This is a genomic window from Asaia siamensis, from assembly GCF_014635085.1.
GTDB classification, from domain to species: Bacteria; Pseudomonadota; Alphaproteobacteria; order Acetobacterales; family Acetobacteraceae; genus Asaia; species Asaia siamensis.
Genome location: NZ_BMCH01000006.1, coordinates 206,447 through 220,078, shown reverse-complemented (window position 1 = coordinate 220,078; position 13,632 = coordinate 206,447). Strand labels below are relative to the sequence as shown.

Here is a 13,632-nt window from a genome sequence, read left to right as displayed (position 1 = left end):
GAGCCAGCCGGAGGAAGATATGTCCCTGATCGCTGCCCGGCTTAACCGGATCTCTCCCAGCCAGACGATCGCCATTTCGCAGAAAGCGCGGGCCCTGAAAGAAGCGGGGCGGGACATTATCAGCCTCTCCGCCGGTGAGCCGGATTTCGAGACGCCCGAAAACGTCAAGCAGGCCGCCTGTGCCGCCATTGCACGCGGCGAGACGCGCTATACCGATGTGGCGGGCACGGCCGCCTTGCGCAAGGCTGTTGCGGCCTGGCTCAATCGCGATTTCGGCCTCGATTACAAGGCCGAGGAGATTGTGGTCTCGACGGGCGGCAAACAGGTCATTTATGACGTGTTTACCGCAACACTCGATGCAGGTGACGAGGTTATCATCCCTGCGCCGGCATGGGTGTCCTATCCCGACATCGTAGCGCTGGCCGACGGTACGCCTGTCGTTGTGCAGACAAAGCCTGAAAACGGCTTCCGTCTCGATGCCGAGGCGCTGCGCGGTGCCATCACCCCCAGGACCAAATGGCTGGTGCTGAATTCACCCTGCAATCCGACAGGTGCTGTCTATTCAGAGGCCGATCTGCGTGCGCTTTGCGACGTTCTGCTCGATCATCCGCGCATCTGGGTTCTGACAGACGATATCTACGCAAAGCTGGTCTATGACGGGCTGGTGAGCAAGACGCTGGTGCAGGTCGAGCCCAGACTGCGTGAGCGCGTCGTCACCATGAACGGCGTCTCCAAGGCCTATGCCATGACCGGCTGGCGCATCGGCTTTTCGGCCGCACCTGCCGAACTGACGAAGGCGCTGATCAAGCTGCAGGGGCAGAGCACGAGCAATCCTTGCTCGATTGCCCAGGCGGCAGCGCTTGAAGCGGTTACCGGCCCTCAGGATTTCATCGGTGGCATGGTGTCGGTCTATCAGGAGCGTCGCGATCTCGTTCTGTCGATGCTGGCGCAGGCGCCGGGTCTGACCTGTATCCGTCCTGAAGGCGCATTCTACGTCTTTCCGTCCATTGCAGGCGTGATCGGCAAGAAGACAAGCACGGGCAAGGTGATCGAAAATGACGAGATTTTCGTCACCGAACTGCTTGAAGAGACGGGGGTTGCTGCCGTGCATGGCAGCGCCTTCCTGACGCCGGGCTATTTCCGTATTTCCTACGCCACCGACACTGAAAGCCTGCGCGAAGCGTGCACGCGCATTCAGCGTTTCTGCGCCTCCTTGAGCTGAGAAACCGACCATGAGCTTTCGTCTGGCACAGCGTCTTCAGGGGCTGCCGCAGCCCGCAACGATTGCCATGTCGGCGAAAGCAAGGGCGCTCAAGGCGCAGGGTGTCGATGTGATTTCCCTGGCTCTGGGTGAGCCGGATTTTCCTTCACCGCCCGAGGCGGTCGAGGCGGCCTATCAGGCCGGTCTTCGCGGCGATACCAAATATCCGCCCGTGGGTGGCCAGCCCGCCCTCAAGGCGGCGGTCGCGAAGAAATTTCTCGATGAAAACGGACTGCTTTATGCACCGGAAGAAATACTGATCGGCAATGGTGGCAAGCAGCTGATCTATAATGCGTTTGCGGCCACTATTGATCCGGGTGATGAGGTGATTGTACCTGCGCCCTACTGGGTCAGCTATCCGATCATCGCCCAGATGATGGGGGGTGTGCCGGTCTCTGTGATCTGTCATGAAGAAGACAGATTCCGGCTCAAGGCAGAAGCGCTGAGAGACGCCATCACCCCGCGGACACGCTGGCTGGTGCTCAATTTTCCGAATAACCCGAGTGGTGCCATTCTTGAGCGCGATGACCTCGAGGCTATCGCTGCCGTATTGCGTGACGCGCCGCATGTTCTGGTCATGGCAGACGAGATCTACGAGCATCTCACATTCGACGGCAAAACCCATGCCTCGCTTGCCTGTGTGGCGCCGGATCTCAAGGACCGTATCCTGACCATCAATGGTATGGCCAAGGCCTATGCCATGACAGGCTGGCGCGTTGGTTTCTGCGGTGGTCCGGGGCCCCTGATCAAGGCCATGACCAGCATCCAGAGCAATGCAACATCGGGTATCTGCACTCTGGCCCAGGCCGGTGCGGTCGCCGCGCTGGCGACCCCGGCTGCCGGACGCGACGCCATGCGCGATGTCTATCAGGCACGTCGCGATCTCGTGGTGGCCAGGCTCCGTTCCATGCCGCATGTCACCTGCGCCATGCCCGAAGGGGCATTTTATGCCTTTCCCGGTATCACTGGCGCATTGGGCCGGAAGAGTGCTGCCGGTCGGGTAATTGTCGATGATGTTGCCTTTGCCGAAGCCCTGCTCGAAGAGGCGCATGTGAGTGTCGTGCCCGGAAGCGCCTTCGGCCAGACGGGCCATATACGTCTGTCTGTCGCCGCGTCTGACGCGCTGCTGATTGAAGCCTGCACGAGGCTTGAGCGGTTCCTTCTGACGCTCGTCTGACTGGACGAAGCCGGGTGAGGATGCGACCATGGGCGCATGATCACATCCTTTCCCGTATTCGATACTCTGGATTTTCCCACACCCACGCGTGAGACGCTCGATCAGGCCTATGAGGCGATCGGTGCTGAGCTGGATAATGATGATCTGGCAACAGGACTGGCGCTTTTCGACGCACAGCGTCGTGCCTATGAATCCTGGTCGGCATTGGTCGAACTGCGCTTTTCACAGGATACGCGCAACGCCGATTACGTCGCCGCCCGGGACTATGCCGATAGCTTGACGCCCTACGCCACCAATCTCGAAACACAGATCAAGAAGCGTGTTCTTGCCCGTCGCGAAGACGCCCAAACGCATCTCGGCGCCCATGTTCTGGCGCTCTGGGATGCCGATATCACCACATTCGACGTGCGTATCGAGTCCATGCTGGCGGAAGAGGCGCGCCTCTGCGCTGAATACACGGCACTCCTTGCCGCGGGAGAGATTACGTTCAGGGAGGAGTGTCACAACCTCTCCGGTCTGGAGCCGTTCCAGCAGGATTCCGATCGGGCCACGCGTCATGAGGCTGAGTCTGCGCGCTGGGGGTTCTACGAGGCGAATGGCGAACAGCTCGATCGCATTTTCGACGATCTGGTGAGGCTGCGTACCGGCATGGCCCATACGCTCGGTTTCGATTCCTATATCGATCTCGGTTATCGTCGTATGCGTCGTACCGACTACAATGCGCAGGATGTCGCGCGCTTCCGTGAGCGTATCGCGAGCCATGTCACTCCTTTGGTGCAGGCGCTTCTGCAGCGCCGTCAGCTCGAGATGGGGTGGGATAGCCTCAAGGCCTGGGACGAGGCACTGGTCGATCCGAAAGGTAATCCCGGTCCCGCAGGCGATTACGATCTGATGATTGCGCGCGCCAGAGAGATGTTCACGCGTCTTGATGAGAGCGGTGAAATGGCCGCGTTCTTCACGGAGATGGTCGAGAAAAACTATCTCGATCTGAAAAACCGTGCGGGCAAGGCGGGCGGTGGTTTCTGTACGTCATTCTCGACACAGGGCACACCGTTCATCTTCGCCAATTTCAACGGGATTCACGGTGATATCGGCGTGTTCACTCATGAAATGGGTCACGCCTTCCAGAACTGGAAAAGCCGCGATCTGCCCATGATCGACATGCTCTGGCCGACAATGGAAGGGGCAGAGATCCATTCCATGGGCCTTGAATTCCTCACCTGGCCCGAGATCGATCTGCTCGTGGAAGAGGGGGCAGGTGAGCGGTATCGTCGTCTGCATCTGATCGAGAGTCTGAGCTTCCTGCCCTACGGAGCCTGTGTCGATCATTTCCAGCACGAGATTTATGCAAAGCCCGGCATGAGCCCTGAAGAGCGTCACGCGACATGGCAGCGCCTTGAAAAGCAGTATCTGCCCTGGCGTGACTGGGGCGATCTGGCCTATCCGGCCAAGGGTGGTCGCTGGCAGGCCCAGCGCCATATCTATAACTCGCCCTTCTATTATATCGATTATACGCTGGCGCTCTGTGTGGCGCTTCAGATCTGGCTGATCGCTCAGGTCGATACCCCACGGGCGCTCGAACTCTATCGTGGGCTATGCGAAGCCGGAGGAAGCCAGGCGTTCTGCAGCCTGGTGCGCAATGCCGGACTGACCGTGCCCTTTGAGGATGATGCTCTGGCCGAAATCGTTGATGAAGCCGAGCAGATGCTCATGATGTGACGGGTTTCCCCTCCCTCGTCTGAGGGAGGGGAGAAGCGGGATCAGCCGCGGCGGTTCCATTTGTCGAGCAGGTCGAGCACCGATTGCGACGACATTGCACGGGCATTGCCGAGCGTGTTGGCGCCGTCGGCATTGAGCAGCTTGCGGCCCGGCGTGACGATCAGCACGGTCGGCACTTCATGAATTGTGACACCGAAACGTTGGGCGATATCGAGATTCTTGTCGATGCGTCCGACATTGACCGGCACGACCACAAACTGGGATTCGAGCCATTGTGCGACTTCCGGCTGGTTGAAAAGTCCAGCTAGCATGCGGCAATCGGGGCACCAGTTGCCGCCGAAATCGATGAGTACCTTGCGCTTCGTGCGCGCTGCGGTGGCAAAGGCTTCTTCGACCTGGGTCTTCGCGAGGGCGATATCGGGATAGACATCCTTCGCCGGCGTGATCTGCACCGAACTGTCGATCTTTGGCGGGGCTGGCGGACCATCTTCGGCAAATGCCGTGCTGCTGGCACAGGGGAGCGTTGCGGGAGCAAGGGCGGAGAGGCCGAGGGCGAGGGAGGTCATGACGCCAAATTTGCGTTTCAGCACGATGCGGGCCTTTCGAAGCTTAAAAAAGGTTTGAGGGCAGGGTGGTTGAAAATCCGCCAGAGTATGAAATGTTTTGTCTCGCCGGGGAATACAAGAGCGCAAGGGACCTGTGATGAAAGAACGTAACGATGTCGGCGGGGCTGCAGGTGAAGTCTCCATCACCACGACCCTTGTCCGCACCATAGGGCTTGTTGGACTGACGCTTGTGCTCGCGCTTCTGATCCGGTTCGTGCCGTTCCTGTCCCATGGCGTGCAATGGGTGGCGGGAACGAGTGCATGGCAGGGGCTCTATTCCCTGTTCGGTATTGATACCAGTCTCGGGCGCGAGCAGCTTATCCTGATCGGGATCATGCTTTGCTGCTTCATTGTTGCGCTCGGGCTTCAGACGGCACTGACCTATGTCATGCTGCGTCTGAAGCGGTGAGCGAAGCAGGCCAGTACGGCCAGGCTCAGCCATGCGAGCATGGTCAGGGTGCCTCCGAACGGGGCCAGAAACGCGACATTGGGCCCCTTCAACGCCAGTGAGACGACAGGCAGGGTGAAAAGCACCGTACCCGCTGCCATGGGCAGGGCGACCCAGCGCAACGCTGCAATCCCGCTCACGCCGAGGCCGAGCAGGGCGAGCACATGCCACATCAGCATCTCGACCCCGCGTGACAGCATGGGTCTTCCGCCCGGTATGAATGCTTGATCGGGCAGATGGGCCCCAAGTGCTGCCAGCATGACGGCAAGGCAACCGAAAATACCGCAAAAACAAAAAATCACACGTTGCCAGACAGGCATGGGCGGAACGCTTTCGTCTCTTGAGGGTTCAGAACGAGGCTGCTGGCATTCTATGCCAGTCCTCGCAGAGTAAAAAGTAAAGGTCGTTATCATGAAAGCTGGTCTCTGGATCGGATTGGCAGCCCTGCCACTATGCGCGTGCACGCCGGGTTATCCCCGTCTGCCGCCCTTGCCGGACAAGGCGCCTCCTTTCACGACAGCAGATGCAGCGTTTCTGCAGCAGGCAAATGAGCATGACCTGACCCAGATCGCGCTGAGCAAGCTTGCGGTGGACCATGCGCGGGCCACCGAGGTGAAGGATCTCGCCCAGACCACCCAGAAGAATTACGAGGCGCACCGCAAGACGCTGGCAACGCTGGCGAGCAAGCATGACCTCACCCTGACAGAGACACCTCTGGCCAATGATCAGGCGGCGATAGACCGTGTATCGCATCTGCACGGACCGGCTTTTGACAAGGCCTATGTGACGGCACTGCGTGACGAATCACAGGCAAATGAAAAGGCTATCGCTTCGGCAACTGGCACGAAGGATAGCGATCTCAAGAGCGCAGCGACGGGGCTTCAGAAACTCGACGAGCAGGCGATCTCTTCAGCCTATAGCTGGATGCCCAAACTCGCCGTGCGCAAGACGCATAAAGTCGCACGTTGAGGGGCAGGTCGTGAGCGTTCGTCTGGACAGGATTGTCACCCGCGGTGGTGACCAGGGCATGACCTCCCTCGGCGATGGTGCGCGCATCCGCAAGGATGCTCCCCTGATAGAGGCGATGGGTTGTGTCGATGAGCTCAACGCGGTTGTGGGGCTTGTGAGGCTGCATTGTCCCGGTCGAGACGAGCTGGCGCGTATCCAGAACCTGCTTTTCGATCTGGGCGCTATCCTGTGCATCCCGGAACGCGGAGACGATCGGAAGCTTGTGGCCAGGGGAGTCATCTGGCTGGATGCCGAGATCATTGCTCTGCGTGAGAGTCAGCAGCCCCTCACCAGCTTTGTTCTTCCCGGTGGATCGGTGGGGGCAAGCTGGGCGCATATGGCACGGGTCGTCGCCCGTCGTATCGAGAGGCGCGTTGTAGCACTCGATCAGCCGCGTCTGGCTTCGGGCGTCATGTTCCTGAACCGGTTGAGCGATTACTTCTTCGTGCTTGCCCGTCACATGAATCAGGATGGAAAAACGGACATTCTCTGGCAGCGCGGGGTCGGGTGAGGCACGTAATGGCTGATTGCACCCCGAGAACGGTCTGAGCGGCGGTCGTTCTGCCGAGGGTGACTGCTGTGCGATATATGGACCATGCTGGGAGCGTTCTTTCAGTCGATATAAAGCAATGGAAACGAAACGAACACTGTATCGCTACAAGTTTTTGTGATATTCAGGAAATCGGACGTGCGGAAGCTACCTTCTCGTTTCTTGTCAAAATGTGACGCTCTATTCTTTGTTCTGACCCTAAACTATATCATGGTAGGTGGTATCATTTCTTGGGAAGCATAAAGCAGGGATTTACTCGATTTTTATGCTGTATTTTCTGTGTAATTTCAAGTAACGCCTCGGTGTAAATTATAATCTACACTTTTCCTATCGGGTGACACAGGTAGAGAATTCGTTTAGGAGCGAGCCGCAACACGTTAGGTCGCAGCTCAGAAATCAAGCGTATGTCAGTTTGGCTGCGGTATCCTGAATTAATGCCTGAAATGCATATGATCTCCTCAAATCGGATGAAATAAAGTGAGTATCGACTCAGATTTTTTTAACAAGGAAGTAAATCAGGAGGCAGAGCTCAGCGAAGATTCGCTTCGTCTTGCACTTGAGCGCCTCGGTAACAGAAGTAATAAGAGACCAGCTCAGCAGGCACACAAGAAGATAGTGCCCGACCAGCGTCGTCGTCGCTTTGTTCAGGAAGGGCAGGTTGTTGTCGAGCACCATCAGGTGTCGCGTGCCGCTCTGCGTTCCTCGCCGGTCCAGTCCGACGACCACAGTGAGGAAATTGCACGTCTGCGTAATCTTCTGAAGATGGAGCAGCGTCGTGCAGAAGATGCACAGCGCGATCTTGGCGATATGCAGGTTCAGTTGCGTACGCTCGAGACGCATCTCGTGCATGAAAAGCTGCATGTCACCGAACTGAAAACGAAATGTGCAGAAGCCGAGCAGGCGCTGCTCGAAGCTCAGGTTCAGCTCTCCGTGCTGCGCGAAGAGAGCCAGAAGCGTCACGTCGAACCGGCAGGGCCTGCCGATGAGACTGCAGAGCCTGTCGTCAAAAGAGGCAGGGGGCGCCCACCGCGCGTTCGGGAAGTGCCTGCGATGGCCGGTGAACCCGAACCTGTTCGCTGGTGGAAAGACTGAGATTTCGGACGGGTCGCCTTTTCAGTAAAGGGGCCCGTTTAGAAAGACGATGAAGCGACCGGGAGTTTGTCCCGGTCGCTTTTTTTGTCTGGGGTCGGCCATGGCATGGTGGCCTTCAACCCCAACCTGCGCCTGGTCAGGTAATCTAGCACCTCACACGGGGCGACTGGCCTTATGTAGTGTGCGTGCGAACCAGATCAGACAGAGGGCGAAGAGGGCAATGCCGATCAGACCCTGAAAGCTCTGGCCGACAGGGATCGTCAGCAGATCCGTATGGCCGCTCATACCGCTCAGCACGGCAATGACCACGCCAATCAGGCTTTCGCCAACAATAAAGCCGGACGCCACCATGGTGCCGGTGCTGTCATCACTGTGGGAGGCCGCATGCGGTGCGCGGTCAAAAAAGAAGGCAATGATAGCGCCGATGGCGATAGTTACCGAAACATCGGCAGGAAGGTAAATGCCCATGCCAACCGCCAGAGGTGGCATGGCGAGATTTCGGATTTTCAGCAGACGATCGATGATGATCAAGCCGACACCTATCGCAGCGCCGATCAGGATCATGGTCCAGTCGAGATTGCGCAGCAGGATGCCTCGGGCAATATCGGCCATCAGGGCAGGCTGCGGCGCGGCAAGGGCCCGGGACGGGTCCATGTCGGGGCGAGGCAACGTACTGCCGAAACCATAGGCCTGATAAAGAACATTCAGCACTGGCGGAATAACGAGCGCACCGACGACGCACCCTATGAGAAGCACGACTTCCTGCTTCCAGGGCGAGGCACCGACGAGTTGTCCGGTTTTCAGATCCTGCAGATTGTCGTTCGAGATGGCGGCCGAACCGGTAAGCGCCGTCAGGACGAAAAGAACATAGGCGATGGCGCTGTGCTGGTCATGGGCCGAAAGGGCATCCGGCACGAGATGCAGGGCTTCCAGCCCGAGCAGCGCAAGGCAGAGCGCGACGACGCTGATGATCGAGATGCCCGAAATTGGCGATGACGATGAGCCGATGATGCCCGCCATATAGCCGCAGGCACTCGCGACCAGAAAACCGATGAAGAGACAGGCAGCAAGTCCGAGTCCCAGCATGACGACGAGATAGAAATCATGCGTCGTGATCGGCCACAGGAAAAGCGTGAAAAGCGCGCCAAGCCCCAGAATAAGAGCCCCGAGCAGCAGGTTCATGACGAGCGGCGGCAGATCACGATCTGTCTCGTCCAGGCTGGCACGATGGGTCTGCGAAAATGCCTCGCGCAAGCCTCGCAAAACCGGTCCCATCAGTGAAAAGACTGTCCAGCATGCCGCGACAGCGATGGTGCCTGCGCCCATGAATCGGATCTTGTGAACCCATAGCCCTGTGGCGAATTCAGTCGCTGAAACCCCGGCGGGATGCGTGACAACCGCGCTGAGCCAGGGCACGCCAACGCCCCAGCCGATGACGACACCTGCCAGCATGGCGAGACCGCCGCCAAGCCCCACGAGATAACCCGTGCCGATCAGAGCCAGCGAATAGGCGCCCTGAAGACGAAAGACCGAGGGGCCAAGCGAGAAGGTAGCGCTCCAGCCATCCTTGATAATTCTGACGCCTGTGCTGAGAAACGTCAGGCCTGCTGCGATCAGACTGCCCCGGATAAGGGCCTTGAGCGCCTGTTGATTGCCTTCTGGCGAGGCCACGCGAAGGATCTCGGCGCAGGCAACGCCCTCCGGATAGGGCAGGGCGCTATGGGTGACGAGGGCCCGTCTGAGGGGAATGGTGAACAGCACACCTGTAGCGCCACCAAGCAGGGTGATGAAAAAGCTCTCCCAATAGGGAAAACCGCTCCAGAACCCGATCATGACCAGACCAGGTATGGTGGCGAATACACAGCTGAGCGTACCCGCTGCCGAGGCCTGTGTCTGGACAAGGTTGTTTTCGAGAATGGTACTGCCACCGAGTGCCCGCAGCACCGCCATGGAAATGACGGTCGCAGGAATGGACGAGGCAAAGGTGAGGCCGATCTTCAGGCCAAGATAGACGTTGGACGCGGTGAAGATGATCGTGATCAGGGCGCCGAGAACAAGTCCTCGAATGGTCAGTTCCCGTGTCGCCGCAGTCATGCTGTCTCTCTGTCTCGATAACGTAAGGAACAGCTCCTACGACGAAGCGCCTAGAAACGGAAGACGAAGTTCGACTGGTAATAGCTCCCGCTCTTGCCGCCTGCGGCGCGCAACCCGTCCGAGCCTATGAAGCGCGCCCCGTATTGCGTCCATGTGAGATGGCGGTTGAGCTGGAGAGTGAGAGAGGCTTGGGGCACGATACCCACAAAGCCGCCATGCAGGTTGGTGAAGGCATAGGCGCCGGAAGGACCGTAGACGGCGTCATTCGTCGAGGCGCGCCAGAAAAGCGGGCTCTTGAACTGAAGACTGAGCCAGTTGCGGGGCGTCAGTCGGATGACGGGAGACAGGCTGACGAGGTTGCTCGGAGCAATATAGGTGGTGGTATCGAGATAGTTGGTCTGCGGGTTGAATGGCGCGATATAGGTGCCGATCGTGCCGCTGTTGCGTTGCGATGAGCCGCCCGAATAGAGGTCGGCCTGGAGCCCTATGAACGGGTGAAGCGGCGAAGGGGTGTGACGATAGCCAGCAATGGCGTTGAAGGCAAAGGCCGAGACATCGCGGTTCTGCCCTGTCCGGTTCAGTTCGAAGCTGCCGCCCTGATAAAGCCCGCCCACGGAGAATTCGAATGACGGGGCGCCCCCATACCAGCGGAAGCCGTAATTCTGACGGGCTGTGGTCCCGCTGAGTGTGGTCTTGTTGTAGGGCAGGGCGGCGGAACTGCCGCCCACTCGAAAGGCAATCAGGAACAGGTCGAGAAAGGAGGAAATGCGCTCTGAACCAAGCGCAAAAGACGGGGGCGCCCAGGTGACATCAATACCGTGCAGGCGTGTGCTCCAGTCAACGCGGTCATGGAACATCTTGTTGAAGGTTATGTTCGTGCCGACAAAATCGTACACATCGGCGCGCAGACGCGGCCAGATGGCATAGCCGCGCACACCATTCCACGCGAGCGGCACGTTGGGGGTTTCGCGGTTGTAGAGAATGTAGGAAGGCGCATCGAGAAACTGCTGGCGCCCGATGATCAGGCCGGTTTTGGCTTTCGCGAGTCTGGTTCGCAACTCGACGAAGCCCTGCTGCAGATCGAGCCGTTTGCGGAAGGTGGTGTTGTAGCCATAGCCCCCCCAGCCTGCGGCATCGCCATTCACAAGCTGGCCGAAAAACCTGACATGTTCGCCCAGATGCAGGTCGGCACCATAGAGGTTGCGCACGGCGAAACGTCCCGAGCCGGGAGTGCCACGCGTGCCGAGAAAAGGTGCCTCTTCCGACCAGTTGCGCAGACGCGTTTCACCGGAAAAAGTCAGCCACCAGGAGCCATTACGCGTCAGCGGGATGAATTTCAGAGGATCGAAAAGATCGTCATGGCGCTTCTTGTCCCGCAGGAAGGACCAGTCTTCAGCCCAGGGGGCAACGCCGTAGCGTCCGACAGGGCCAAAACCGGCAGATTCACCGTTGCCTCTCGTAAAAACGCCCCAGTCTCCCTGTGTGCCGTGAGGGGCCTTGTTCTGCAAAGGCGTGACGCGGCGAGGCTGACCGACCGGGCCGGCATGAGGGTAGTTCTGGATTTCGGGGCGCTGTGTTCCGTTGACCGTCAGATGCTCATCGGTCGCTGTCGGATCGACAAGCTTGTGAGGCGTCGCCGCAGGCGAATTGGGGTCTGCGCTGGCATTGCCCTGCACGGTTGCTGCTTGAACGGCACAGGGAGCCACGCCTGCAAGCAGGAGGAGAGCAGGCAGGGCGTGACGAATGCGCATTGCGGAACGTTCCGGAGAAAGATAGTTCTCCAGAATATCATCGTATAAACAAAAAACAACGTGTTTTTATGAAAACACGAAACTTCGCTGTGTATTAGTTGGTGTGTGTGGTGAACTTGGCCGGGCGGAGATGGGTCTGGTTGTAGTCGAGCTGCTCATGCGTGAGCTGGAAGCCGACCTTCAGGGTGTAGTTGGTCTGCTGCAGATCGGGCGACGCCGGAACGTCGATGATTCGCACGGGCGTACGCAGCGAGACCGTCGACTGGTTGCCAGCGAAAGATACGGGGATGTCGAATTCCTTCTTTTCCAGAATCTTGCCGTCACGAAGCACCGCCACGAAATAGGGCAGAACGATATCCTTGCCATCCGAGGCCGGGCCACGCTCGACGACCACAGCAAGGCTCAGGCGCGAACGGACGCTTTTTTTCGGGCCGGCTTCACAATTGCCGGTAAGCCCGCTCATGCCGGCATGGGTCACAAGGCTGCCTGCATCGAGGCCATGGCCGTCATACTGATAGAAATCGGCGGCCTGGCTGAGAATCTCGACAGGCGGGCAGGTGGGGGCGAAAGCGCTCTGATCATCCTGGTTGCAGCCCGTCAGGGCGACAGACGAACCGATCAGGGCGATGAGGGGCAGGAACGGGCGAGCGTATAGGGTCATGGACAAGGCTCTTCGTCTATTCACCGGTGCGGAAACCGAGTCCGGTATGGTAAGAAGGCGACACGAAGCCGAATGATCGTGCAATGACGGGCTTGCATACTGGCAACGGGTTGCGTAGCTCCCATATGCGAGCCCATATCGCGAAGCGTTGCATCATTCGTCATGCGTGCTGCCATGGGGCTTGTTCGCATATACCGCCTGCCGTGAGATTGGGGAACACCATGCCCGACACCTTGACCACTTCACGCCCGCAAGCGTCCTCGGAGCAGGGATCTGAAGCGCAAACGCTTCGTGTTCTTCTGGCCGGGCCGCGTGGCTTTTGCGCTGGCGTTGATCGGGCCATCCGCGTGGTGGAAGAAGCCCTGCGCCGCTATGGCGCGCCTGTCTATGTCCGTCATGAGATCGTGCACAACCGTACCGTTGTCGAGAATCTCGAAGAGCAGGGCGCGATTTTCGTCGAGGAGCTCGATGAGGTTCCCGCCGATGGCCATGTCGTCTTCTCCGCACATGGCGTGCCGAAATCGGTGCCTGCCGAAGCCCAGCGCCGTAATCTGCTTTATCTGGATGCGACATGCCCGCTGGTGTCGAAGGTCCATCGTGAAGCCGAGCGTCATTTTGCCGGTGGCGGCCCCGATGCGCGTCATATCCTGATGATTGGTCACGCCGGCCATCCCGAGGTGGTTGGCACGATGGGCCAGCTTCCGAACGGCGCCGTGACGCTTATCAACGATGCTGAAGAAGCCCGCACGGTTCAGCCTGCCGATCCGTCCCGCCTGGCGTTCATCACCCAGACCACGCTTTCGGTGGATGATACCTCAGAGATCGTTGCCATCCTTCGTGAGCGTTTCCCGCTGATCGAAGGGCCTAAGAAGGAAGATATCTGCTACGCCACGACCAATCGTCAGGAAGCAGTGAAGGCCATCGCGCCGGAGAGCGATCTGGTGATCGTGATTGGTTCGCCGAATTCGTCGAACTCGCAGCGTCTGCGCGAAGTGGCAGAGCGTTCGGGTGCCAAGCGCGCGCTTCTCGTGCCCAAGCTGGCGGCGCTCGACTGGAGCGTTCTCGAAGGGGTCGGCACTGTCGGTATCACGGCCGGAGCCTCGGCGCCTGAGTCGCTGGTGCAGGAAATGGTCGATGCCCTTTCGACGCGGTACAAGCTGCAGATCGAAGAGCGCATCGTGAAGAAGGAAAACGTGGCCTTCCGTCTGCCGAGCCCGCTCGGCGAGCCTGTCTGAGGGCTGATGCAAGCATCATGAACCCTCTTTT

13 protein-coding genes are annotated in these 13,632 nt (G+C 58.9%); 8 read left to right on the top strand and 5 right to left on the bottom strand.

The window, feature by feature from the left end:
• Window positions 1–19 precede the first annotated feature (19 nt).
• From IEV53_RS12045 to IEV53_RS12035, 3 genes are read left to right on the top strand one after another with little or no spacing between them, the layout of a single operon-like run.
• Entirely contained in the window at window positions 20–1,222 is a 1,203-nt protein-coding gene (locus tag IEV53_RS12045) for a pyridoxal phosphate-dependent aminotransferase (RefSeq protein WP_188427070.1), read from the top strand.
• Window positions 1,223–1,232: 10 nt separating this feature from the next.
• Window positions 1,233–2,438, top strand: a complete 1,206-nt coding sequence (locus tag IEV53_RS12040) for a pyridoxal phosphate-dependent aminotransferase (RefSeq protein WP_188427069.1) — start codon at window positions 1,233–1,235, stop codon at window positions 2,436–2,438.
• 36 nt (window positions 2,439–2,474) lie between these two features.
• Window positions 2,475–4,157 (top strand): M3 family oligoendopeptidase, encoded by a 1,683-nt coding sequence (locus IEV53_RS12035; protein WP_188427068.1) that lies wholly within the window; start codon window positions 2,475–2,477, stop codon window positions 4,155–4,157.
• A 41-nt stretch (window positions 4,158–4,198) separates the two neighbouring features.
• Here IEV53_RS12035 and IEV53_RS12030 read toward each other — a convergent pair whose 3' ends face one another.
• A complete protein-coding gene (locus tag IEV53_RS12030; RefSeq protein WP_229719859.1) occupies window positions 4,199–4,747 on the bottom strand; it encodes a thioredoxin family protein in 549 nt (182 codons plus the stop codon).
• Window positions 4,748–4,859: 112 nt separating this feature from the next.
• Between IEV53_RS12030 and IEV53_RS12025 the strand changes: the two genes are divergently transcribed.
• Entirely contained in the window at window positions 4,860–5,171 is a 312-nt protein-coding gene (locus tag IEV53_RS12025; protein ID WP_188427067.1) for a hypothetical protein, read from the top strand.
• Here IEV53_RS12025 and IEV53_RS12020 read toward each other — a convergent pair.
• Entirely contained in the window at window positions 5,144–5,530 is a 387-nt protein-coding gene (locus IEV53_RS12020) for a DUF423 domain-containing protein (RefSeq protein ID WP_188427066.1), read from the bottom strand. The genes IEV53_RS12025 and IEV53_RS12020 overlap by 28 nt on opposite strands.
• Window positions 5,531–5,621: 91 nt before the next feature.
• Between IEV53_RS12020 and IEV53_RS12015 the strand changes: the two genes are divergently transcribed.
• The 3 genes from IEV53_RS12015 to IEV53_RS12005 all read left to right on the top strand — a co-directional run bounded on the left by IEV53_RS12015 (window position 5,622) and on the right by IEV53_RS12005 (window position 7,860).
• Window positions 5,622–6,179 carry a DUF4142 domain-containing protein gene (locus IEV53_RS12015; protein WP_188427065.1) on the top strand — a complete coding sequence of 186 codons (558 nt, stop codon included), beginning with the start codon at window positions 5,622–5,624 and terminating at the stop codon, window positions 6,177–6,179.
• Between the two features lie 10 nt (window positions 6,180–6,189).
• A complete protein-coding gene (locus IEV53_RS12010) occupies window positions 6,190–6,729 on the top strand; it encodes a cob(I)yrinic acid a,c-diamide adenosyltransferase (protein ID WP_188427064.1) in 540 nt (179 codons plus the stop codon).
• Between the two features lie 654 nt (window positions 6,730–7,383).
• Window positions 7,384–7,860, top strand: coding sequence for a hypothetical protein (locus IEV53_RS12005; RefSeq protein ID WP_188427063.1), 477 nt, complete (start codon window positions 7,384–7,386; stop codon window positions 7,858–7,860).
• Between the two features lie 153 nt (window positions 7,861–8,013).
• Here the strand turns inward: IEV53_RS12005 and IEV53_RS12000 are convergent, their stop codons facing one another.
• From IEV53_RS12000 to IEV53_RS11990, 3 genes are all read right to left on the bottom strand, one after another.
• Window positions 8,014–9,954 carry an OPT family oligopeptide transporter gene (locus IEV53_RS12000; RefSeq protein WP_188427062.1) on the bottom strand — a complete coding sequence of 647 codons (1,941 nt, stop codon included), beginning with the start codon at window positions 9,952–9,954 and terminating at the stop codon, window positions 8,014–8,016.
• A 50-nt stretch (window positions 9,955–10,004) separates the two neighbouring features.
• Window positions 10,005–11,705, bottom strand: a complete 1,701-nt coding sequence (locus IEV53_RS11995) for an alginate export family protein (RefSeq protein ID WP_188427061.1) — start codon at window positions 11,703–11,705, stop codon at window positions 10,005–10,007.
• Between the two features lie 94 nt (window positions 11,706–11,799).
• The gene (locus IEV53_RS11990) at window positions 11,800–12,366 is read right to left on the bottom strand and encodes a hypothetical protein (protein ID WP_188427060.1); all 567 of its coding nucleotides are present in this window, start codon (window positions 12,364–12,366) and stop codon (window positions 11,800–11,802) included.
• Window positions 12,367–12,587: 221 nt separating this feature from the next.
• On the opposite strand from IEV53_RS11990, the gene ispH reads away from it, so the two are divergent.
• On the top strand, window positions 12,588–13,601 hold the full coding sequence (gene ispH / locus IEV53_RS11985) for a 4-hydroxy-3-methylbut-2-enyl diphosphate reductase (protein WP_188427059.1): 1,014 nt from the start codon (window positions 12,588–12,590) through the stop codon (window positions 13,599–13,601).
• The last annotated feature ends 31 nt before the right edge of the window (window positions 13,602–13,632 follow it).

Bases quoted from the DNA above. Each gene is read 5' to 3' on its own strand.
- IEV53_RS12000 (WP_188427062.1), bottom strand. From the start codon at position 9,954: ATGACTGCGGCGACACGGGAACTGACCATTCGAGGACTTGTTCTCGGC.
- IEV53_RS12040 (WP_188427069.1), top strand. From the start codon at position 1,233: ATGAGCTTTCGTCTGGCACAGCGTCTTCAGGGGCTGCCGCAGCCCGCA.
- IEV53_RS11990 (WP_188427060.1), bottom strand. From the start codon at position 12,366: ATGACCCTATACGCTCGCCCGTTCCTGCCCCTCATCGCCCTGATCGGT.
- IEV53_RS12025 (WP_188427067.1), top strand. From the start codon at position 4,860: ATGAAAGAACGTAACGATGTCGGCGGGGCTGCAGGTGAAGTCTCCATC.
- IEV53_RS12035 (WP_188427068.1), top strand. From the start codon at position 2,475: ATGATCACATCCTTTCCCGTATTCGATACTCTGGATTTTCCCACACCC.
- IEV53_RS12020 (WP_188427066.1), bottom strand. From the start codon at position 5,530: ATGCCTGTCTGGCAACGTGTGATTTTTTGTTTTTGCGGTATTTTCGGT.
- IEV53_RS11995 (WP_188427061.1), bottom strand. From the start codon at position 11,705: ATGCGCATTCGTCACGCCCTGCCTGCTCTCCTCCTGCTTGCAGGCGTG.
- ispH (WP_188427059.1), top strand. From the start codon at position 12,588: ATGCCCGACACCTTGACCACTTCACGCCCGCAAGCGTCCTCGGAGCAG.
- IEV53_RS12045 (WP_188427070.1), top strand. From the start codon at position 20: ATGTCCCTGATCGCTGCCCGGCTTAACCGGATCTCTCCCAGCCAGACG.
- IEV53_RS12015 (WP_188427065.1), top strand. From the start codon at position 5,622: ATGAAAGCTGGTCTCTGGATCGGATTGGCAGCCCTGCCACTATGCGCG.